This window comes from Companilactobacillus halodurans (assembly GCF_009600995.1).
Lineage (GTDB): Bacteria > Bacillota > Bacilli > Lactobacillales > Lactobacillaceae > Companilactobacillus > Companilactobacillus halodurans.
This window is the reverse complement of the sequence record NZ_VDFO01000028.1, coordinates 1-21,327: the sequence shown is the minus strand read 5'-3', so window position 1 is coordinate 21,327 and position 21,327 is coordinate 1. Positions and strand designations below refer to the sequence as shown.

Annotated in this window: 22 protein-coding genes and 1 pseudogene; 17 read left to right on the top strand and 6 right to left on the bottom strand. The window is 36.7% G+C overall.

Annotation, left to right across the window (positions count from 1 at the left end):
- Positions 1 to 105 precede the first annotated feature (105 nt).
- From proC to FHL05_RS08130, 3 genes are all read left to right on the top strand, one after another.
- Positions 106 to 870 (top strand): pyrroline-5-carboxylate reductase, encoded by a 765-nt coding sequence (proC, locus tag FHL05_RS08140; protein ID WP_153386240.1) that lies wholly within the window; start codon positions 106 to 108, stop codon positions 868 to 870.
- Positions 871 to 987: 117 nt separating this feature from the next.
- Positions 988 to 1,581, top strand: a complete 594-nt coding sequence (locus FHL05_RS08135; protein WP_153386238.1) for an ECF transporter S component — start codon at positions 988 to 990, stop codon at positions 1,579 to 1,581.
- 56 nt (positions 1,582 to 1,637) lie between these two features.
- Positions 1,638 to 2,828, top strand: a complete 1,191-nt coding sequence (locus tag FHL05_RS08130) for an acetate/propionate family kinase (protein ID WP_153386236.1) — start codon at positions 1,638 to 1,640, stop codon at positions 2,826 to 2,828.
- Between the two features lie 185 nt (positions 2,829 to 3,013).
- Here FHL05_RS08130 and FHL05_RS08125 read toward each other — a convergent pair whose 3' ends face one another.
- Both FHL05_RS08125 and FHL05_RS08120 read right to left on the bottom strand, forming a co-directional pair.
- The gene (locus tag FHL05_RS08125; RefSeq protein ID WP_153386234.1) at positions 3,014 to 4,684 is read right to left on the bottom strand and encodes a hypothetical protein; all 1,671 of its coding nucleotides are present in this window, start codon (positions 4,682 to 4,684) and stop codon (positions 3,014 to 3,016) included.
- A gap of 178 nt (positions 4,685 to 4,862) precedes the next feature.
- Complete coding sequence (locus FHL05_RS08120; RefSeq protein WP_153386232.1) at positions 4,863 to 5,534, bottom strand: type 1 glutamine amidotransferase; 672 nt, start codon at positions 5,532 to 5,534, stop codon at positions 4,863 to 4,865.
- A 57-nt stretch (positions 5,535 to 5,591) separates the two neighbouring features.
- Between FHL05_RS08120 and FHL05_RS08115 the strand changes: the two genes are divergently transcribed.
- The gene (locus FHL05_RS08115; RefSeq protein ID WP_153522436.1) at positions 5,592 to 6,914 is read left to right on the top strand and encodes a C1 family peptidase; all 1,323 of its coding nucleotides are present in this window, start codon (positions 5,592 to 5,594) and stop codon (positions 6,912 to 6,914) included.
- Between the two features lie 469 nt (positions 6,915 to 7,383).
- Here FHL05_RS08115 and FHL05_RS08110 read toward each other — a convergent pair.
- A pseudogene (locus FHL05_RS08110) lies at positions 7,384 to 8,043 on the bottom strand (EAL domain-containing protein); the annotation flags it as partial.
- A gap of 291 nt (positions 8,044 to 8,334) precedes the next feature.
- On the opposite strand from FHL05_RS08110, the gene FHL05_RS08105 reads away from it, so the two are divergent.
- Positions 8,335 to 8,787: a CopY/TcrY family copper transport repressor gene (locus FHL05_RS08105; protein WP_153386228.1), complete on the top strand. Its 453-nt coding sequence runs from the start codon at positions 8,335 to 8,337 to the stop codon at positions 8,785 to 8,787.
- A 91-nt stretch (positions 8,788 to 8,878) separates the two neighbouring features.
- Here the strand turns inward: FHL05_RS08105 and FHL05_RS08100 are convergent, their stop codons facing one another.
- Both FHL05_RS08100 and FHL05_RS08095 read right to left on the bottom strand, forming a co-directional pair.
- Positions 8,879 to 9,403, bottom strand: coding sequence for a GNAT family N-acetyltransferase (locus FHL05_RS08100; RefSeq protein ID WP_153386226.1), 525 nt, complete (start codon positions 9,401 to 9,403; stop codon positions 8,879 to 8,881).
- An 18-nt stretch (positions 9,404 to 9,421) separates the two neighbouring features.
- On the bottom strand, positions 9,422 to 9,853 hold the full coding sequence (locus tag FHL05_RS08095; RefSeq protein ID WP_153522434.1) for a GNAT family N-acetyltransferase: 432 nt from the start codon (positions 9,851 to 9,853) through the stop codon (positions 9,422 to 9,424).
- 171 nt (positions 9,854 to 10,024) lie between these two features.
- On the opposite strand from FHL05_RS08095, the gene rsmG reads away from it, so the two are divergent.
- The 6 genes from rsmG (at position 10,025) to FHL05_RS08065 (ending at position 14,626) form a co-directional block, all read left to right on the top strand.
- Positions 10,025 to 10,750, top strand: a complete 726-nt coding sequence (rsmG, locus tag FHL05_RS08090; protein WP_153386222.1) for a 16S rRNA (guanine(527)-N(7))-methyltransferase RsmG — start codon at positions 10,025 to 10,027, stop codon at positions 10,748 to 10,750.
- A gap of 108 nt (positions 10,751 to 10,858) precedes the next feature.
- On the top strand, positions 10,859 to 11,635 hold the full coding sequence (locus FHL05_RS08085) for a ParA family protein (RefSeq protein WP_153386220.1): 777 nt from the start codon (positions 10,859 to 10,861) through the stop codon (positions 11,633 to 11,635).
- Positions 11,616 to 12,485, top strand: coding sequence for a ParB/RepB/Spo0J family partition protein (locus FHL05_RS08080; protein WP_153386218.1), 870 nt, complete (start codon positions 11,616 to 11,618; stop codon positions 12,483 to 12,485). The genes FHL05_RS08085 and FHL05_RS08080 overlap by 20 nt, the downstream gene beginning before the upstream one ends.
- Before the next feature lie 9 nt (positions 12,486 to 12,494).
- Positions 12,495 to 12,758 carry a DUF951 domain-containing protein gene (locus FHL05_RS08075; protein WP_153386216.1) on the top strand — a complete coding sequence of 88 codons (264 nt, stop codon included), beginning with the start codon at positions 12,495 to 12,497 and terminating at the stop codon, positions 12,756 to 12,758.
- Positions 12,759 to 12,761: 3 nt separating this feature from the next.
- Positions 12,762 to 13,865, top strand: a complete 1,104-nt coding sequence (gene ychF, locus FHL05_RS08070) for a redox-regulated ATPase YchF (RefSeq protein ID WP_153386214.1) — start codon at positions 12,762 to 12,764, stop codon at positions 13,863 to 13,865.
- Between the two features lie 14 nt (positions 13,866 to 13,879).
- The gene (locus tag FHL05_RS08065; protein ID WP_153386212.1) at positions 13,880 to 14,626 is read left to right on the top strand and encodes a DUF1129 domain-containing protein; all 747 of its coding nucleotides are present in this window, start codon (positions 13,880 to 13,882) and stop codon (positions 14,624 to 14,626) included.
- Between the two features lie 92 nt (positions 14,627 to 14,718).
- On the opposite strand, the gene FHL05_RS08060 is transcribed toward FHL05_RS08065, so the two are convergent.
- Positions 14,719 to 14,916 carry a hypothetical protein gene (locus FHL05_RS08060; protein ID WP_153386210.1) on the bottom strand — a complete coding sequence of 66 codons (198 nt, stop codon included), beginning with the start codon at positions 14,914 to 14,916 and terminating at the stop codon, positions 14,719 to 14,721.
- A 105-nt stretch (positions 14,917 to 15,021) separates the two neighbouring features.
- Between FHL05_RS08060 and FHL05_RS08055 the strand changes: the two genes are divergently transcribed.
- The 6 genes from FHL05_RS08055 (at position 15,022) to FHL05_RS08030 (ending at position 21,048) form a co-directional block, all read left to right on the top strand.
- On the top strand, positions 15,022 to 15,708 hold the full coding sequence (locus FHL05_RS08055; protein WP_153386208.1) for a response regulator transcription factor: 687 nt from the start codon (positions 15,022 to 15,024) through the stop codon (positions 15,706 to 15,708).
- Positions 15,709 to 15,711: 3 nt separating this feature from the next.
- A complete protein-coding gene (locus FHL05_RS08050) occupies positions 15,712 to 16,812 on the top strand; it encodes a sensor histidine kinase (protein ID WP_153386206.1) in 1,101 nt (366 codons plus the stop codon).
- Between the two features lie 16 nt (positions 16,813 to 16,828).
- Positions 16,829 to 18,070: a D-alanyl-D-alanine carboxypeptidase family protein gene (locus tag FHL05_RS08045; protein ID WP_153386204.1), complete on the top strand. Its 1,242-nt coding sequence runs from the start codon at positions 16,829 to 16,831 to the stop codon at positions 18,068 to 18,070.
- 12 nt (positions 18,071 to 18,082) lie between these two features.
- On the top strand, positions 18,083 to 19,612 hold the full coding sequence (locus tag FHL05_RS08040; RefSeq protein ID WP_153522433.1) for a UDP-N-acetylmuramoyl-L-alanyl-D-glutamate--2,6-diaminopimelate ligase: 1,530 nt from the start codon (positions 18,083 to 18,085) through the stop codon (positions 19,610 to 19,612).
- 4 nt (positions 19,613 to 19,616) lie between these two features.
- Complete coding sequence (locus FHL05_RS08035) at positions 19,617 to 20,354, top strand: aspartate/glutamate racemase family protein (RefSeq protein ID WP_153386200.1); 738 nt, start codon at positions 19,617 to 19,619, stop codon at positions 20,352 to 20,354.
- A gap of 73 nt (positions 20,355 to 20,427) precedes the next feature.
- A complete protein-coding gene (locus FHL05_RS08030; protein WP_153386198.1) occupies positions 20,428 to 21,048 on the top strand; it encodes a hypothetical protein in 621 nt (206 codons plus the stop codon).
- Positions 21,049 to 21,327: the final 279 nt, after the last annotated feature.

Below are 21,327 nucleotides of genomic sequence, written 5' to 3'. Positions count from 1 at the left end.
AAGGATACACGATTTGGTAATGTTTAGATAATTATTGCTTTTATTATCTGAAAGAATTATCTTCTTATATAATGTAAGTAATAAACCTTGTAAGGAGTGAAGTTTATGATTGGATTTATTGGTGCAGGCAGTATTGGTGGAGCCGTTATAACGGGTCTAGTTAAAAATGGCTTCGATGCAGACGAAATCGTCGTTAAAGGTGGTCGTTCTAATAGAACTAAGCTACTAGACGATCAGTTGGGCTTTAAAATGGTCAAAAAAGTTAAGCAGCTAGAAGATGCAGAAGTTATCTTCATTGCCGTTGGCGCAAACGCTTTGGATAGTGTTTTAACCGAACTAAAGGAAATCGCTACGGGCAAATTAATCGTGGCATTTACTGGCGGAGCTTCAATCACGCATCTTAAAAAGATTTTGACTGGTGTTAAAGTGGCTCATGCCATTCCTAACACTCCAGTTAAGGTTGGTGCTGGTTTTACAGGAATTACTTATTCAGACGATTTTACAGCAGAAGACAAGAAGAAGATTGGTTCAATTCTTGGCTACACTGGTCAATTAGTTGAAGTTCCAGAAGATCAATTAGGCATCTTAGGGACCGTTGCCGGATGTTCTCCAGCCTTTTTGGATGTCTTTATTGAAGCCTTGAGCGATGCTGGCGTTAAGCATGGTTTGAATCGTAAACTTTCTTACGAAGCTGCTATCGGTATGGCAATCGGAGCCAGCAAATTGGCCAAACAATCGCAATTGAATGTTTCTGCTTTAAAGGATGAAGTAACTTCTCCAGGTGGATCAACTATTAAAGGCGTTGCCGCTTTAGAGGAAAATGGCTTTAGAAATGCTGTCATTAAAGCAGTTGACGCTGCCGAAGAATAATAAGAGAAATTTTTTTGAGAGTGAGACATGACATACAGTTATGTTTTGCTCTCTTTTTTTGCGCTTTGATTGGTAATAAAGTAAAATTAAGAAAATCATATAAAGGGAGACAGAGTTTTGCAAAGACGTAAAGCTTATCGGACAGCCATTCTCGGTATTTTAATAGCCATTATTTTTGTCCAATCAATGGTGCCATTCTTGGGGTTTATTCCCACTGGTTTCATTAATATTACTATTATCCATATAACGGTGATTGTGGCCGCCATTGTGCTTGGACCTAAAAACGGCGCTATTGTTGGATTGGTTTGGGGAATAGGAACGATTATCCGTGCTTTTACAAGTCCCACTTCGATTATTGATACAACGGTTTTTACTAATCCAGTCGTTGCCGTATTGCCAAGGATTGCCGTCGGTTTGATTGCCGGGTGGATTTATCTGTGGTTTAAAAATCATACCAATAAAAAGGTCCTAGGGATGGCAGTGGCTTCTGGTATTGGCTCTTTAATTAATACCGTTTTGGTCTTAGGATTGATGCGACTGATGTATGCCAGTGTTATGGCACAAGCATATGCAACTCAGACTGATCTCTTGAATAAATTGTTATTAGTTATCGTTGGAACTAACGGAATTCCAGAAATGATTGCTGCAATTATTATCGCACCAGCAATTTCTAGCGCTATTCTGAAAACAAATCGCTTTTTGGACAAATAGTTCAGCACATTTTCTGAAAATTAGGTATCCTAGTTAGGTAGGAGAGTGATTTTTTGATGCAAAAGACATTAATTATCAATGCAGGTAGCTCGTCATTAAAGTGGCAATTATTTGAAATGCCCGCCGAAACAGTTCTTGCAAATGGTTTGGTTGAACGAATCAGCATGCCAGGTTCAATCTTTACAATTAAATATGGTAATCATCAGAAATACCAAAAGACAGTCGACAACTTAGGCCAAAGTAGCGCTGTGAAAATGGTGTTCGATGAATTACAAAAGTTAACGATTATTCAAGATTTAAGTGAGATTACGGCGGTAGCTCACCGAGTCGTTGCTGGAGGCCAAATCTTCAAGCACGCCGTTGAAATCACACCGGAAGTTTTACAAGAAATTAAGTCATTGAGTAACTTTGCCCCATTGCATAACCCTATGGAAGCCAAGGGAATCGAAACGATGGCGCAGACTTTGCCTGATGTTAAGCAGTATGCGGTGTTCGACAGTCAATTCTTTACTGATTTGCCCGAAATGAATGCAATTTACAGCTTGCCATATGAAATAACTCAGAAGTATCAAATTCGTCGTTATGGCGAACATGGCATTTCACATGGTTATTTGACTAGTCGTGCGGCTGAATTATTGCACAAGGACCAAAAAGATGTTGATTTGGTAACGATGCATCTCGGCAGTGGTGCTTCTCTAGCCGCTGTGAAAAATGGTAAGGCCTTTGATACTTCAATGGGATTCACGCCACTGACTGGTGTCACGATGGGAACTAGAGCAGGCGACGTTGACCCATCACTCGTGCCATATTTGATGAAAGAGCTTGATGTCAGTGATCCTGATGAAATCATGATGCTCTTGAATCAAAAGTCCGGTTTATTAGGAATTTCTGGGATTTCACCTGATATGCGTGAAATCAGAGCTCAAGAAAAGACTAATCCTCAAGCCAAATTGGCCGTTGAAGTATTCATCAACCGCATCATTAAGTATGCCGGCAGTTACTTAACCGAACTAGATGGAGCTGATGCATTGGTTTTCGCTGGTGGCATTGGCGAACACAACCCTAAATTGCGTCAAGAAATCATTGATAAATTATCGATTTTCAATGTTAAATTGGACTCCAAGTTAAATGAAGCTGGAAAAGAAGGAATCATAAGTAGTTCAGATTCAGCCATCAAGGTCTTGTTGATTCCAACTGATGAAGAATTAGCTATGGTTCGACAGGTTGCTAGTTTACAAAATAAATAATAAAGGATAGCGAAAGCGGAACATAACATGGTCAGCTTTCAAGCATTAAGAAAATAGCTCCTGGTAATTGTATTTTGATTACCAGGAGCTATTTTTCTTAGCACAAAAGTATGTTATGTTCCGCGTTTATTTCTGCGACTGAAATTACTATGAATAATTTTTTATAAATAAATATTAGTAACAAATCATTTTAGAGATTCTTTTTTAGTGAATTTATTTTTGAAAAGCCAATATCCAGATAGTAATAGGTTAATGATTGTAATTAGCCAACCGATTTTTGCAATAGTGGTCATCTTATACTCAACGCTAATTTTCCCAGAATGGAATGAACTAGGTAGAGTCGTGGCAACCAATCCATTTTTGGATTTTGCAGGGACAACTTTTGTTTGATTATTTGAATGAATAGTTACTTGGTAGCCCTTATAGTAAAGCCGTGGCAACATAATAGTCCGACTTTGTTTGTTGTCAGAAATCTTTACCGTAACGGCGTTATGATTATTTTGAGTGACAGTATATCCTTGCGATTGAGCAATAGTTTTTGGAAATGGCTTAGGGTTAATAGTAGTCATATATTTCATAAAATCAGCAGGTTCGTATTCACCCATACTGATACTTAAAGGAGTGATTGGACCTTTGCGTGTGGCTACAAATTCGAGATTTGATTTGATAGGGAAGTTGATTGTTATAACGGCGATAAAAATTAAAAAGATTCCTGTTACTGGGATTTTAAAATTGCCTAATTTCGTAAGGACTTGTCCTAGAGCACTAGCAACGATAAATGTTAGTAATGGCAAGATGATTACATTAACACGAGAAATTACTTGTAATAAAACTAAAGGTTTAAAAATGCTTACTACAAATTTCAATAGGTCAGTCGATAATGATAAAGAGCTGTAAAGAGCGATGACAATAAATGCTTGAGGAATCAGTTTATCTGAGAAGCGAAAACCGCGGTCTTTAATCAGATAAAAAATTAATGATGCTAGTAATAGAATAACTAGAAAAGTCCCGTTAAGAGGGATGAATTGTTGAGGATCAAAAACGGGGTTCTTTTTCAACATCGCATTAGCAATAAGTCCAAATTGACCGTCAGCGTTTTTAGATGTATCGACGTATTTTTGAACGGTATATTGTTCAACGAATGAAAATAGGAAAACACTAGTTAAGCCTAAGAAGAATAGTCCTGATTTAACAAATGATATGAAGATTTTCTTGTTTTTGAAAACGGGGATAAGATTCATAATAAAAATTATTAGAACCGTACCTAAAGTGATTAAGAATGACAAGATATGTGAAACGAAGAGTAGTCCTAGGGAAATAGATAGCATAGGCCAATATTTTGTTTGACCTTTTACTAATTTAAAAGTACTTAATAGTACCCAAGGAATGAGTGCCCAAGCAATTAATTCTCCGGCAGCTGCACGAGTAGAAATGATTCCATAAAAGTAATAAGAACTTAGATAAATGGGTGCTGAAACGATTGTAGCCCAGTTATTATGGAACAGTTTGTGAATTACGTAATTGATTGAAATGATACTTAAGATAGTAAAGACAAATAGGAAAAGCAAGTATGAGTGATAGTCGCTTAATCCCAAGACATTAACGATAGCAAAAGGATAAAGCAAGAAATTTCCATAGAAGAAGCCGACGCCATAACCTAATTTATTAAGGTATTCAAAGCCAATTGGATTTGGAAAATGTCCATGAGAAATGTTAGATGCTAAGGTACTGATACGTGCCATGTGAAAACCCGGATCGTAGCCTCCAATGACGCCACCCTTAAAAATAATGTAAGCTACAATGAAAAAAATGAGAACATCTGAAACAATTAGAAATGCTTTTTCTTTACTTTTCAAAATAAACCTCTGCATAAATGAAATTAATTGGATATGTAATCATTTTACCTTAAAAGTGCAAAAAAAATACGGGACATAACATAATTTCCTATTTTAAGATTGTCGTCTAGGTGTATCTTTAGATGTTTAGAAATGGGATAATGTTTTGTCTCGTATTGAAATTTGAATTGGTTTTTCTTTAATTTTTTTGTGCTAAACGTTCTTTATGTGAAGTAATAATTTTATCGGCAATAGCTTTAGCAACATTTTCATTTTTTAAGATGGGACCGTGAGAATAACTGCCAATGGTATTTTTATAACGCATACCCTCTTGCTTATCATCAGGATTATTTCCATAACCTTGGACCATCACGCCAAATGGTTTGAGCTTTTTCTTATCATCGAAGTAAGTTCTACCACTATGATTTTCAAAAGCTTTAACTGTGCCCCATTCAGTTTTATATTCTGTGTCGCCAATCATGCGGCTATCTGCTTTAAAAATAGTGTGAAGTGGCAAGATGTCTAAGCCTTGGATAGTTTTTCCGCCACTTGTTTCGTAATATTTACCTAAGAATTGATAGCCACCACAGATGCAAAGCATAGGTTTATCATCTTCGATATAGTCTTTGATAGTTTCACGGTGACGTCTCAAGTCGCCAGCGATAACAGATTGTTCGAAGTCTTGGCCACCACCGAAGAAGAGAAAGTCGTAATCAAAGGCATTAAATTTCATATCCAAACTGATGTTGTCAACTTGAGTATCGTAACCTTTTTCTTTAAGCAGGAAGCAGAGGATTTTAACATCGCCGCTGTCTCCATATGTATTCATTAAATCTTCATATAAGTAAGCAATTTTTATTGTGTCAGACATAATTTCTCCCGTAGAGTTAGAAGTATTGTAATATAGTTGAATAATGAGGTGATTGAATTGACAAAAGAAATCAATAAAAAGATTTTAGCAGATTTTCAACAGAACTTAAATCAAGATGCAACCAATAATGTTCTGAAAAATTCTGTTGCACAAGTGGGATTGTATGGTGCTTCTGAGGATCCTGAAGTTAAAACTAAATTGAACCCTATATTTAATATTGAAATCAATACTGGTAAAGTGTCAAATCAAAAACGTTCCGGACGTTGCTGGTTGTTTGCAGCCTTGAACTCGTTGAGAACCGAATTTGCTTTGAAAAATAATTTGAAGGATTTTGAATTATCGCAAAATTATTTGTCATTTTGGGATCGATTGGAAAAATCCAATTTATTCTTACAAAACGTTTTAGCCACAGCTGATTTGCCAATTGAAGACCGCAAAGTGAATACTTTGTTCAGCCACCCAAATGGTGATGGTGGATTTTGGCAATATGCTGCTAATTTGATTCAAAAGTATGGCGTCGTACCAAGTTACGTGATGCCAGAAACAGCCGCATCAGACAACACAACTGAGTTTAACGCGGTTTTGAACAAAATGTTACGTAAAAACGGAATTGAATTGCGTGATATGGTTAAAAAAGGCATTGCGCAAAAACAAATTGACCAAAGAGTTGAAGAGATGCTTTCAGAAGTTTACAAACTTTGCGTCTATTCATTTGGTCAACCACCTAAGGATTTCGAGTTGTCATTGAGAACTGACAGCGACAAGTTGATTGAAGAAGAGAGTATCACGCCAAAGGAATTTTTGAAGCAATACTTCACAATTAATTTGGATGACTATGCTATTATCGAGAATTCTCCTCAAACAAGCAAGCAGTATGACCAAGTTTATACGATTGATCTGACGGGAAATATCGTTGGCGGAAAAGTTGATAAGTTCTTGAATTTGCCAATTGAACGTCTAAGAGATTTGAGCATTCAACAATTGAAAGGCAACGACTTAGTTTGGTTTGGCAATGATGTTTCTAAAGAATCAGACCGCAAAAACGGCTATCTACTAGGCAATTTGTACCAATATGACAAGTTGTTAGGAATCGATACAAAGATTGAAAAAGGTTTAGCTTTAGACTATAAAGAAGCTGAAGTCTCACATGCCATGACCTTAACAGGCGTTAACCTCGTCAAAGGCCAACCTAATCGTTGGAAAGTCGAAAACTCATGGGGTGAAGCTAACGGCGAAAAGGGATATTTCTTAATGGATCAAAAATGGTTCGAAAATAATATTTATGAAGTTATTATCAATAAGAAATATTTGACTGATAAAGAATTAGCTGAGTTTAATAGCGAACCAATCGTATTGCCAGCATGGGATTCATTATCATAATCAGAGAGCGCAGAAAGGGCGCCCATCTCCCGGAGCCTAAGACAATTTCACGAATTGCTCGCGCACTTTGCGAGTGATTTGGGAAATTGTCTTAGGTGTAGGGAGTTGCCCTTTCGTAGCTCGTTTTGGCATACTTAGTGAATAAAAATAATGGTGACGTTAATCTAACTTTTTTAGATTAGCGTCACCATTTTTGTATTGAAGTGTTTTTACTGTTTTATAGCGAGGGTTCACTGGTTTATAGCGGAAACGAGTTCCACAAGCCAGCTACTTCCGGTTAGAACGATTTTGAAACTCACACGCAAAGTACGCGTGCAATTTTCAAAATGGCCCTAATCCTCGGTAGCTACCGGGCTTGCTCCACTCTCTGACTAAAACGAGTTCCACAGGACAGACATTTCCGGTTAAGCCTATTTCCCGCCTTGTCTGCTCCGCAGCCAATTCGTGAAATTGTCTTAATCCTCGATGTCTAAGCGTCCTGCTCCACTCTCTGAGGTTTTCCATACAGGTATCCTTGTTGTAAAAAAATCCCGAATTTCTTAGCTAATATCTGATCCTGTCGATTTTCAACGCCTTCTAAAATAACGCCTAAACAGTACTTCCTAGCTTGTTGGACCCAAAACGATAAATATTCAGGTATCTTTTCATCATCGCCGTCTGTTCGGAGATTTTGCATTGCAAATTTGATTTTATCTACGTAGGGCAATAAGTTTTTAACGTTATCAAAGGTATTAGATCCAGTGCCAACGTCATCGATTACTAATGAGATGTCATATTGGTGTAATTGCAAACTGAATTCCTTGATTGTTTTTAGTGGCATTGCTTCGGTCAATTCGATGATTAAATCAATCGGTTGGATTCTTTTTTTTAGAGCGATTATGGCTCCTAAAGTGAGTGGATCGTTAGCTTGGTTGCTATTCAAATTAAAAGAGATAACTTTTTTGTTAGTTGTCTTTTGATTGATGATCGTAGCAGTCTTTTCAATTAATTTAACTTGATCACTAACGCAAAGTTCGGTGAAGCTTTGGGGAAGCCGCCAGGTGCCGTTTTCCTCTTTGCGCAATAAAGCCTCATATCCAAAGACTGTATCATTGCACTTATTTACTTGTGGTTGTACAAAAAAACTATAGTTCGTATGTCCTTCCCCCTGACATTAAATACTGTTTATTAGTACCCTTATTAAGACTCTTTTCTAGGTAACAATTTTATGCTATTTCTTTTTTTATATCAATTAATAATTTCTTTATATAGGAATGGAATATTAGCAAAATATATAAATGATTATAACGCCGTTATAGTTCTTTTTGATTTAAGCTGACTTAAGGCTAAAAAAGGATATGCGCAATCTTATAGTGAAAAAAGGATATAAAAACTAATAAATAATGTATATAATACTTGTCAGGAAGAGAGGACGATTTTGATGGATACTGTAGCAAGAAAAGAGCAGAGGAAAGTTGAAATTTCTTCAGCTGAATGGCAAATTATGAGAATCGTCTGGACTTTAAAACATGTGACTAGTTCAGAAATAATCAATCTCATGCAAAAGAAACAAACGTGGTCTGATTCAACGATTAAAACTTTGATTACACGTTTGACTAAAAAAGAATTTTTGAGTCGTCAAAAAGAAAAGGGTCGTTATATTTATTCATCAACTGTTGCTGAACAAGAAACAATGGATGAATATGCAAATAGTCTATTTGATAACTTCTGCGCTCATAAGACGGGTCCAGTGTTAAATGAATTGGTCGAATCACTAGAGCTCAGCAAAAGCGATTTAGAGTCTTTGCAAGGTATTTTGAATGAAAAAATCAAAACGGCACCTGAACACGTGAAATGCGATTGTTTACCAGAAGATTGCGATTCAATGTGTTAGAATATAGTTCCTTGGCAGGGGCACTAAATCAGAATTAATATATCAAAAAAGCTTCTAATTCAAACGAATTAGGAGCTTTTTTGATGTCTTTTTAAAAATGGACCTTCATAATTAAGTCCTTTTGAATCGTATCTTCCAATTTGAATTCCTGACTACCAAAGGCTTTGAAACCAAATTCCTTGTAGTAATACATGATGGGGGCGTTATGTTCCCAAACGCTGCTCCAAATGGTATCTTTATGAAATTTCTTAGCCTTTTCAAAAGCCAAATTAATCAATTTTTCTTCCAGTCCCATATATTTGAAACCTTCACGCAAATAAATTCGGTCGATTTCTAATCCACCAGCCACTGACTGCGACTGAGCATCGTCAATATTTAGCTTGAGGTAGCCGGCTAATTTGTGATTGAAGAAAATAAAGTAGAAGAAAGAATTAGGATTGATCATCTCACTAGCCAGTTGTCCATAATTATAATTTGTCTGAGTGTAATCAGAAAAATTACTAAAGCTTTGAGAATTGAAAGTATCGTTGAAAGTGGCGACACTTAGTCGATGCAATTGTGGCAAATCTGAGTAATTAACTTCTCGAATATCAATTGGTAACGTCGTTATAGGCATTGAACCGCCCCCCCTTAATTAAAATTTCATGAGCATATCTAGGTGAGGAATATTGTCTTCTAAATAAACATCAGAAATAGCTTTGAAGCCAAATTGTTCGTAAAACTTTTGCAAGTAGGCTTGAGCTTGAATTTGGATAGGTTTGTTAGGAAATTTATTTTTAATTTCTTCAATCGTTTGACTAACGATTTTTTCACCTAAACCAGCTTTACGATATTCCTTCATAACTAGAACACGACCAAAGGTAATGTGATCACCCTTATCGATAATTCTGGTATAGGCTTTTAAGTGGTCATTTTCAACCAAACAGACGTGCAAATCGTTATAGTCGTCTTCATCGACTTCTTGATAAGGACAATTCTGTTCGACAACAAAAACAGCCACTCGCGCCTTTAAGATATCTATTAGTTCTTTGGGGCTTAACTCATTAGTACTTTTAATGCTGACCATATAAAAAACCTCCACGATTTTTAGGAATAGATTTGGGATAATCATACAATCATTTTGTTGTAAATGCAACAATAAAAACTAAAGAGTTCACCAACTCATCATTGAATTAAATTGCGCATTAATATAGGATAAAAGAGTGTGAAACATGTGTTTCACAAGTGGAGGTATTTAATGAAACCGGAAGAATTTTTTGAAGCCCTATCAAAACAGGGCATCGAGTTAAGTGCAACTCAAAAAGAACAATTTGCAACTTATTTTCATGAGTTGGTAGAGACTAATAAAGTCATGAACTTAACTTCCATTACCGCCGAGGATCAAGTTTATTTAAAACATTTTTATGATTCAATTGTTTTAGGATTCGTTGATGAAAAGCTATTACACGATGAATTAACGCTTTGTGATGTTGGTTCGGGTGCTGGTTTTCCGTCATTGCCACTTAAAATTATTAATCCAAAGTTGAAAATTACGATTGTTGATTCATTAAACAAACGGATTAAATTTTTAGACGGTTTAGTTCAAAAATTGCACTTGGATGATGTCAGTTTAGTTCATGGACGTGCTGAAGAAGTGGGCAAGAATCCACAATTTCGTGAATCGTTTGATATTGTAACGGCTCGTGCTGTTGCAGCAATGAATGTTTTAACTGAATTTTGTTTGCCATTAGTCAAAATCGGTGGTCAATTTGTTGCAATGAAATCTGAAAAAGCTCCTGAAGAAGTTGAAACTGCTCAATATGCTATCAAAACTTTGGGTGGAGAGGTTAAGCAACAAAAATCAGTTGAACTACCAAATGATGCAGGAATCCGTAATTTTATTATGGTTACTAAAATTTCCAAAACACCGAAAAAGTATCCTCGTAAACCAGGTACTCCTGCCAAAAAGCCACTCGTGAAATAATCACTAAGTATTAATTAATACTGTAAAAATGATAAGATTATATAGATATGGCAAAAACGCCAAAAGTGATTAACCATAGATAAATATTTCTAGAGATAGGGGAATAAAATGGCACGAAAAATATCTGTTGCAAATCAAAAAGGTGGTGTAGGAAAAACTACTACCACTATCAATTTAGGAGCTTGTTTGACAGATCTTGGTCAGAGGGTCTTGATTGTCGACACTGATCCTCAAGGGAATGCAACTAGCGGACTAGGTATTAAAAAAGCCAATGTTGAAAAAGATGTCTATGATGTTTTAGTCAATGAATATCCTCTAAGAAAAACCGTTATTCATACTAAACATAAAAATCTCGATATCGTTCCTGCCACGATTCAATTGGCCGGTGCGGAAATGGAATTGACCACGATGATGGCCCGTGAGACGCGTCTGCGTGCAGGTATTGAGGAAGTGGACTCCGATTATGACATCATTTTGATCGACTGCCCACCTTCACTAGGTCAACTTTCGACAAATGCTTTTACGGCAAGCGATTCAATCATTATCCCTGTGCAAAGCGAATACTATGCACTTGAAGGCTTGAGCCAATTGTTGAATACGATTCGTTTAGTCCAAAAGCATTTTAATACGAACTTAGCTATCGAAGGCGTTCTCATTACAATGTTGGATGCTAGAACTAACTTGGGTGCTCAAGTTGTAGATGAAGTGAAGTCATATTTTGGCGATTCCGTCTACAAATCGATCGTACCAAGAAATACGCGACTAGCTGAAGCTCCAAGTTATGGATTGCCTATCGTTGATTTTGATGACAAGTCTAGAGGAGCTAAAGCCTATCGTGATCTTGCTAAGGAGGTGTTAAAGCGTAATGGCATCAAACAAAAATAAAAAAGGTTTAGGTCGCGGTATCGATGCGATTTTCTCAGAATTTGAAGCAATTGATGAGAACAGTGAATCCGTTGTTGATTTGTCCATCGATGACATCCGTCCTAACCCTTACCAACCAAGAAAAACTTTTGATCAGCATGCTTTGAATGAACTGGCTAGCTCAATCGAACAAAATGGCGTTTTTCAACCTATTATCGTTCGTGAAAGCGTGAATGGATTTGAAATCATTGCTGGTGAAAGACGTTTCCGTGCAAGTAAAATTGCTAAAAAGACTACTATCCCTGCAATTATTCGTCCATTGAGCGAATCAGGGATGATGGAAATTGCCGTTTTGGAAAACTTACAACGTGAAGATCTGACACCTCTTGAAGAAGCTGATGCTTATCAAACTTTGATTACTAAATTAAATCTTACTCAAGAACAAGTCTCGCAACGTTTGGGCAAGAGTCGTCCTTACATTGCTAATTACTTGAGACTATTGAATTTGCCTGAAGCAACCAAGAAATTGGTTCAAAGCAGCAAATTGTCAATGGGGCAAGCCAGAACCTTACTTAGCTTGAAAGATAAAGATCAAATCGATAAACTTGCTAAACGTGCCGTCAATGAGGATTTAACTGTTCGCCAACTTGAACAATTAGCAACTGAATCAAAACATAATAGTAAGAAGAAAAAGAAAGTCGTTCAAAAATCGCCATTTATTAAAGCGACTGAAGAAAAACTAGTTGAACGATTCGACTCGCCAGTTTCTGTGAAAGAAACTCGTAGCGGTCACGGAAAATTAGAAATTGATTTTACAAATACGGATGACCTGAATCGTATTTTAGACATATTAGGAATCCATTTAGATTAGAGGAATTGTATGTTTAAACTTGGAGATATTATCACAATGAAAAAACCTCACGCTTGTGGGGAAAACCGCTGGGAAGTTATCCGATTGGGTGCGGACATCAAGGTCAAATGCTTAGGTTGTGGACATATCGTTATGATTCCACGAGCAGAATTCAACAAGAAATTCAAAAAAGTTTTGACCCAAGCTGCTCAGGTAAAAACGGAAAACGAACAACATTATTTGACGAAAGCTCAATTAATGCCACCTAATTTTATGGAAAGAAACGAGGAATAACTGATGGCTCTTACTGCCGGAATTGTCGGACTACCAAACGTTGGTAAGTCAACTTTATTTAATGCTATTACAAAAGCTGGTGCGGAGATGGCCAACTACCCATTCGCTACTATTGATCCTAATGTGGGAATGGTTGAAGTACCAGATAAAAGATTGGCAAGAATCGATTCATTGATTCCTGCTAAAAAATTGATTCATACTACTTTCGAATTCACTGATATTGCCGGAATCGTTAAAGGCGCAAGTAAAGGTGAAGGACTAGGAAATAAATTCTTGGAGAATATTCGTCAAGTCGACGCTATCGTTCACGTCGTTCGTGCTTTTGATGATGATGATATTACTAGTGTTACTGGTAAAGTCGACCCACTAGACGATATTGAAACAATCAATTTGGAATTGAGTATTGCTGATCTTGATAGTATCAACAAACGTTACACTCGAGTTGAAAAGGCTGCTAAGAGTGCTAAGGATAAGGAAGCTCAAGCAGAATTATCTGTCTTAGAAAAGATTAAGCCAGTTCTTGAACAAGGTGGAGCTGTTAGATCAATCGACTTTAACGAAGAAGAGCAAAAAATCGTTAAGGGATTGTTCTTGTTAACATCAAAACCAGTTTTGTATGTAGCTAACATTGCTGAAGATGATATGGCTGATCCTGAAAGCTCTAAATACTACAAAGTTGTTGAAGACTATGCTAAGAAAGAAAAAGCACAAGTTATCGGCGTTTCAGCAAAGACTGAAGAAGAAATCGCTGAATTAGACGATGATGAAAGAAAAGAATTCCTTGAAGCTGAAGGCGTAACTGAATCTGGACTTGATAAGTTGATTCGTGCAAGTTACAAATTATTAGGTTTGAGAACCTTCTTTACTGCTGGTGGCAAGGAAACACGTGCTTGGACTTTCCATGAAGGAATGAAAGCACCTCAAGTTGCCGGAATTATCCACTCTGATTTTGAACGTGGATTCATTCGTGCCGAAGTAATGGCTTATAGTGACTTGGACGAATTAGGTAGTGAAAAAGCCGTCAAAGAAGCCGGTAAATTACGCGTTGAAGGTAAGGATTACGAAGTTCAAGATGGAGACATCATCGAATTCCGCTTTAATGTCTAACCAGGGGGAGTAAAATGTCAGAGGATTTAAGAGATAAGAATAAGCAAGCTGCTGAAAAACAAAAAGTTGTTTCAGCTAAGAACGAAAAAAAAGAAGAAGTAAAAGCTGAAATCTATAACGCGAATGCTGATGATCTTCGTAAAAAGTTAAGTAATAAGAATAGTGAATATGTTTTTAAACTTAATAAATATTTGATGGATGACGGTTTTAAAGAAGACGAAGCTAAAACTGCCATTGATGAACTTCTTCCAGAAATGGTTGATAATCAAATCAAAGGTATTCCAGCTAATCAACTTTACGGACCAGTAACTCAAAAAGCTCAAGATATCGTGCATCCAGTTAAAAAGCCTAAGACAACACCATTTTGGGCTTCATGGATTGACACATCTCTACTATTCTTTGCATTGTTTGGCGTTTTGTACGGGGTCGTTGCTTTAACAACTAAAAAGCCTGACCCTAATAGTCAAACAGGTATCATCACATTGGTTGTCTTGTCAGCAATGTGGGGTGCATTATTGACTTGGTTCAACAATCAAATGAAACGTCCAAAGTCTCAAAGACCTGGCTGGGGAATCACGATTGGATATTTAGTCGTTGGACTAATGTTCATGTTCGTCTTCCTAGCTGCGATGACGGCTGTACCTACAACTATTAATCCACCGCTTAATGCAATTGGTTACTTCATTGCGGCTGTGGTTGCTTATGGTGTAAGATTTGCTTTCCGTAAGACAATGGGCATTCATGATCGTTCATTCTTTTAATTAACCTTTTAATTAATAAATTCAAAAATAGACAGAATAATCAAAAAGATGATTATTCTGTCTATTTTTTTGGAAATTTTATTGAGTTCTTTTTATTTTACCCGGAAAAACTGAATCAACCCGTAAAGTCCATAACCACCGCAAGCAATTTTCAACAAAGTCATGTAGATGCCGACCTTTTTGATATCAAGCGTTTTGTCGTAATTTATCTCATATTGGACGAATAAGATAATGGCAACGGAAAAAGTAATGATCAATAAGAACTTCATGCGTTTTCTTAAATATTCCATATAGGCTCACTTTCATGTCTAATTAGTAATCTACTTCCATATTATTGTATAATATTAACTAGTTGTAAACTTGTAAATATATGTACGCTTGAGAGGTTTATATAAATGAAAATCTTAGTGGTGGATGACGATAAAGAAATTGTTGAATTACTTAGTATCTATATTAAAAATGAGGGTTACGAGGCGATAGCAGCCAATTCAGGTCAAGAAGCACTAGACCAATTGTCTGCTCACAGCGACATCGGCTTGATGGTTTTGGATATCATGATGCCTGGAATTGATGGAATCGAGGTCGTTAAACGAGTTCGTAAAAATTCCCAGATTCCAATTATTATCGTGTCAGCTAAAACGACTGATATGGATAAGATACAAGGTCTTATTACTGGAGCCGACGACTATGTAACGAAGCCATTTAATCCTTTGGAGATTATGGCTCGGATTCGCTCGCTCTTACGTCGAAGCACTCAGCAGTCAGCAAAAAATGTGCCTGATAAACTTGAGGTAGGACCAATCACAATTTATAAGGATTCTCATGAAGTCGTGACAGATTCTGGTCAAAAGGTTCAACTAACGGCTCTAGAATTTGGCGTGCTCTATTTGTTAGCAAGTCACCCCAATCGAGTGTTTTCAGCCGATGAAATTTTTGAAAGAGTTTGGAAGCAAGAAAGCGTCGTATCGGCTAAGACCGTTATGGTACACGTTAGTCATTTGCGCGATAAATTAGAAGAAGCTACCAACGGAGAAAAAGTTATCGAGACCGTTTGGGGCGTCGGCTATAAAGTGGAGGTTTGATTTTTGAAAAAACGAATCAAACTGAACGTAAAAGCTAAAGGTGTCCTCCTGCTTGAAGGAATAGGCACCTTTCTTTTATTTCAGATAATCAATGCAATTTTAATCAGTTCACTGGGAACAAGCTCAGTGACGAACAATTTTCTCAATAATCTGGAGCAATTATGGTCCCAAAAAGGATGGTTTTTAGCCATCACGCTAGTTTTGGAATTATTTTTGACTTGCGTTATAGTTATTGGTACTTATCATCAAATGGAATTGCGACAAATCAAAGAAACGTTGCAGTCGGTAGCTAGCGATAAGTTGACTAAACCAATCGACGTCAAAGTCAATCAAAATTTGCAAGGAATCATTGACAGCTTTAACCTTCTAATTTTAAATATGAATCACCGTGCAAAGGAACAAGAACGCTCGGAAAAAAGTAAGGATGAGTTGATCAGCAATGTCAGTCACGATATCAGAACACCATTGACATCAGTGATTGGCTATTTAGGATTGATTGAAAGCAAGAATTACGGCGATTTAGGACATATCCTAAAGTACACCCACATTGCTTATAAAAAGTCCTTAGAGATGCAAAATTTGGTAAATTCGCTCTTTGAATATGCCAATGTTCAGCATGCAACCAGTCGCTTAAATATGACGAAGTTCGATATGGTGCAGATGCTGGATCAGATGTCAGCCGACTTTGAACTAGAAGCTAACAAACGAGGAATGGAAATTGTCGTAACTTCTAATCCTGATAAGATCATGATGCAAGGCGATACTGAAAAACTCGGTCGAGTCTTCAATAACCTCATCATGAATGCTTTGAAATATGGTAAAGGAGCCACTCATATTTGGCTAACAGCTGAAAAAAAGCCCAAAGAGGTTGTTATCACAGTTGCTAATAATGGTCAGCCCATTCCCGAGGACTCTTTGAAGCACGTCTTTGATCGTTTTTATCGAGTTGAGGATTCACGTTCTAAAAAGACCGGCGGAACTGGGTTAGGACTAGCCATTGCTCAAAGCATGGTGAAATTGCATGGTGGGACGATTGCCGTAACTTCGGATAAAGATAAAACATCATTTATCAGTCACTTTCCCATCACCCAATCACAAAACTGATCTGTGAGGTTTAAAAATGAAAGGTTTCACTAAGAAATTACTATTGGTTTTATCGATGTTTTTGTTGATATTGCCAATTTTTTCAACGACTGTCGAAGCAACAACGACGACAGTCAGTCAACAACCAGAAATGAATGCTACTGCGGGGATGATCTTTGATGAGAATAGTGGCCAAGTTATCTACAAACAAAATGCAGATAAAAAGGTGGCCATCGGTTCAATCACAAAGATCATCACTTTGTATTTAGTGACAAAAGCCATTAGAGAAGGAAAATTTACTGAAGAAGATAAATTGACTCCAACTGCTCAAGAAGCAGAAATGACCCAAGACAGCGCTTTAACTAATGTGCGCTTGGATGCTGATAAACAGTATTCAGTTAAAGACTTGTATAACGCTGCTTGGATTGTTTCGTCCAACTCAGCCGCGATGGTGTTAGCTGATGAAGTTGCCGGCAGTCAGGCAAAATTTGTTAAAATGATGCGCCAAACCCTCAAAGATTGGGGAATAAAAAATGCCCAGTTGTATAACGTTTCAGGCCTAAATAATTCCGACTTGAAGAAGGGCATGTACGTTGGTCCAAAAGATGGTGAAAATAAACTTTCCGCTGATGATATTGGCGTGGTCGTTAAACATGTTTTGGATAAATATCCGGAAATTCTAAAGACCACTTCACAATCTAAATTGTCATTTCCCGTCGACAATGAAATTAAAGTCTATGACTCACTGAATTTGTTATTAAAGGGTGGTCGCGATTATCAATCCGGCTATGAATTTGATGGCCTAAAAACTGGGACGACAGAAGCTGCTGGCGATTCATTCGTAGGGACTTTGCCTTTAGACAATACTCGTATCGTCACAATCGTCTTGGACGCTAAGGGTGAAAAGACAGACAAGGATAAAAGGTTCCGCAGTACCCAAAAATTAGTTCATTATTTAAAAGATAATTATGAGTATAAAAAGGTCCTAGACAAGGGACAAAACGTCAAAATCAATAATAAAAAATATAAAGTTTATGATTCAATTTATTTTTGGCTGCCGAAAAAATTTAATGTTGCACAATTGAGTTATACTAGAAGTAGTGATGACTTAGGTTTTGCCGCAAAGCATAAGAAGCAAACGGTAAAACTGATTGTCGCTAATACAAGTGGTGGTTATCTTCCATTCAAAAAGGCAGATGTTAAAAAAGTAATACATAAGAAGACGAACCAGAAATCTTGGTGGGATCAAATCGTAGAATTTTTTAACCATTTATTTTAGGAGTGTGAAAAAATGAGTTTAAAAATAAGTAATGCTATAGAGATTTTGAAGAAGCATGATTTACTGGTTTCGAGTTCAGTTAGCGATGAAAACCTCGAAGTAACTAATATTAGTTACAACTCAAAAGAAGACCAATCTAATGGTATCTTCTTTTGCAAAGGCAATAATTTTAAAGCTGATTACTTGGATCAAGCTATTAAAAATGGTGCCAAAATTTACGTTTCAGAAAAGGAATACAACAAAGATGTTGACCGTTTGATTGTCAAAAGCGCCTCTAAAGCTTTGGCTTTGTTGAGTGCTAAGTATTATGGCAATCCTGAAGATGATTTATTCATCGTAGCCTTTACTGGTACAAAAGGTAAGACGACAACTTCATACTTTACTTACGACATTTTGAAGAATGCCTATCCAAAGCAAGTTGGCCTCTTTTCAACTGTTGATCGAATCGTTGGACCAAATCCTAAAGATGAGTTCAAGTCAGATTTGACGACTCCAGAATCATTGGAACTATTCCGTGATATGAGAAGATGCGTCGACAATGGATTAAAGTATCTTGTGATGGAAGTTTCTTCACAAGCTTACAAGAAGAATCGTGTTTACGGCTTGAAGTTTGATATTGGTGGTTTCTTAAATATCACTCCAGACCATATTGGACCTAATGAACATCCAACTTATGAAGATTACTTAAATTGCAAGAAACAATTGATGATCAATTCCAAAGTTAATATCATTAATCGTCAAACAGATGATTACGACAAAGTTTATGCTGCTGCCAAAGAAACTAGCGACGATAAAGATATTTATCGTTTTGCTAAAAATGAAGTCGCTGATACTGATTTCAGTATCCGTAACAAAGAATCTAATTTAAACGATTCTGTCTTCACTTACACAGCTGAAAGCGATAAGGCAGAAGACTTACAAGATAAAGGCGAATATACATATGACCTCGGTCTTGTAGGTGATTTCAATGAATTGAACGCAGGGGCTGCAATAACTGCTGCTAAGATTATGGGTGTCAAAAACGAGGTGATCGTTGAAAGTTTAAAAGTAGCGTTCGTCCCGGGGAGAATGGAGCACATTAATACCAACTCTCACGGAACGATCTTTATCGACTATGCACATAATTATGCTAGTATGAATGCTCTTTTGAGCTTTTTGAAACGTGAATATCCAAAGTCCAAGATTAAGGTTGTCGTTGGAAGTCCTGGCGATAAGGGAGTTTCAAGACGTGCAGGCTTTTCACGGATTCTTAATGAATTAGCTGATTCTGCTATCTTAACAACCGATGATCCTGGATTTGAAGACCCAGCTGATATTTGTAAGCAAATCGACGAAAAGATCGATCACGAAAAAGTCCAAGTTAAAACTATCTTGGATCGTGAAAAAGCTATTCGTGAAATGATTACTTCAAGTAAAGGCGACGATATCATCGTTTTAGCGGCTAAAGGAAACGATGCTTATCAAAAGACTAAGGGAGTTGACGTTCCTTACGCCAGCGATCCTGTAGTCGCACGGAAAATTTTGAAGGATATTGAGGATTAGTAATATGAAAAAGTTCTTTACAGTAATTGGTGGTATGGGAAGTTTAGCTACTGAAAGCTACATTCATTTACTAAATGAAATGACCCCTACTAAAAAAGACCAAGATTATTTGGATTATATCTTAGTCAATCATTCTACTGTTCCTGATCGGACAGCACATATTTTGGATCACAGTAAACCCAGCTTTTTGCCTCCATTGGCTGAAGACATTAAGCAACAAAGCTTATTGCATCCTGAATTTATGGTGATTATCTGCAATACAGCACATTATTACTATAAAGAATTGCAAGCAGTTACTGATGTTCCTATTATTCATATGCCACACATGGCAATCAGCATGATTAGCAAAAAATATCCACAAGCTAAAAAAGTTGGTTTAATTGCTACCAAGGGTACGATTGCTGATCACGTTTATGAAAATGAAATTAAAGACGCTGGATTTGAATATAGTTTGGGCGACCAAGCTGTTCAAGACCAAGTTGAAAGTTTGATTTATGACGATATTAAAGTTAAAGGTAAAGTTGATGCTGCTAAGTATCATGACATCTTGAAGACAATGCACGAAAAATTTAATTGCGATGTGATTGTTTTGGGATGTACCGAATTATCTTTGGCACAAGAAAAATCTCCTGATCACCCTTATCAAGTAGTTGATGGTCAAGAAGTTATCGTTGAAAAATCAATTGAATTTGGCGAAAAGATTCGTCGTGGAGAAAAAATCGATTTTACTAAGATTTATTAACGTTTCACAAGAAACATTGCGAAGTTTCACGTATATCTTATATAATATTTGATGTATAAGGAGGTACTTCGCCATGTTTAAGAGATTATCTATTTTTGCGGTTATCTTATCAGCCTTAGTGCTAGGCGGTTGCGCTAATCAGCAATCAACTGAAACTCACTCAAATGCTAAGTCTGAACAAACACCAAAGAGTACTAAAAAATCGGCTAAAAAAACGCCTAAGAAGAAGAAATCTGCTAGAGTTGCCAATTCTACTAGATCAGCCTCAACTGAGTCTGAAAAGGAATCAAGCAATGATTCAAATAGTGAATCTAATGGCAATAGTGCTTCCCAAAGTACTTCTCAAAGTACAGATAACCAAAATTCTTCTTCAAATCAAAGTACGTCAACTAATCAAAACGACAATAATAATGATACAAAAAATTCAACAACAGACAGTAGTCAAGATTCACAAAATCAGGACAGCCAAGCTCAACAAAGTGTTAATATAACTACATCGACACAAGCGGTTGAGTATCTGGCTGACCAATTAAGTTCCACATATGACAAGACAACAACGCAATATGTGGCCAATGGGAAAATATCTTGGAACAATACTAGTGGATATCAAATCAATATTTATAGTAAAAATTCCGATACGCCAGTGGGAAGCTATTTAGTTCCTGCCAATGGTCAATATTTTCAAATTTGGTAATAACGCATAACTTGCCATTACAATAAGAATTAGTTATATTTTTAAGAGGTCGGTACAAAACTTAAGTTTTGTTCTGACCTCTATTTTAGTTATGCAATTATTTGAATAGAGGATAATAAATGCGAAAAAAAAGAATCTTCTTATTAGTTTTATTTGGCTGTTCGTCAAATTAAGTTGATGGCAGTTTACATAAGCAGTTAGATCATAATTGGTCTAGCTGTTTTTTATTTGGCTGACGAGCTTGCTCGGAGCCAAAAAATTTGAAGATTGATACGCTTA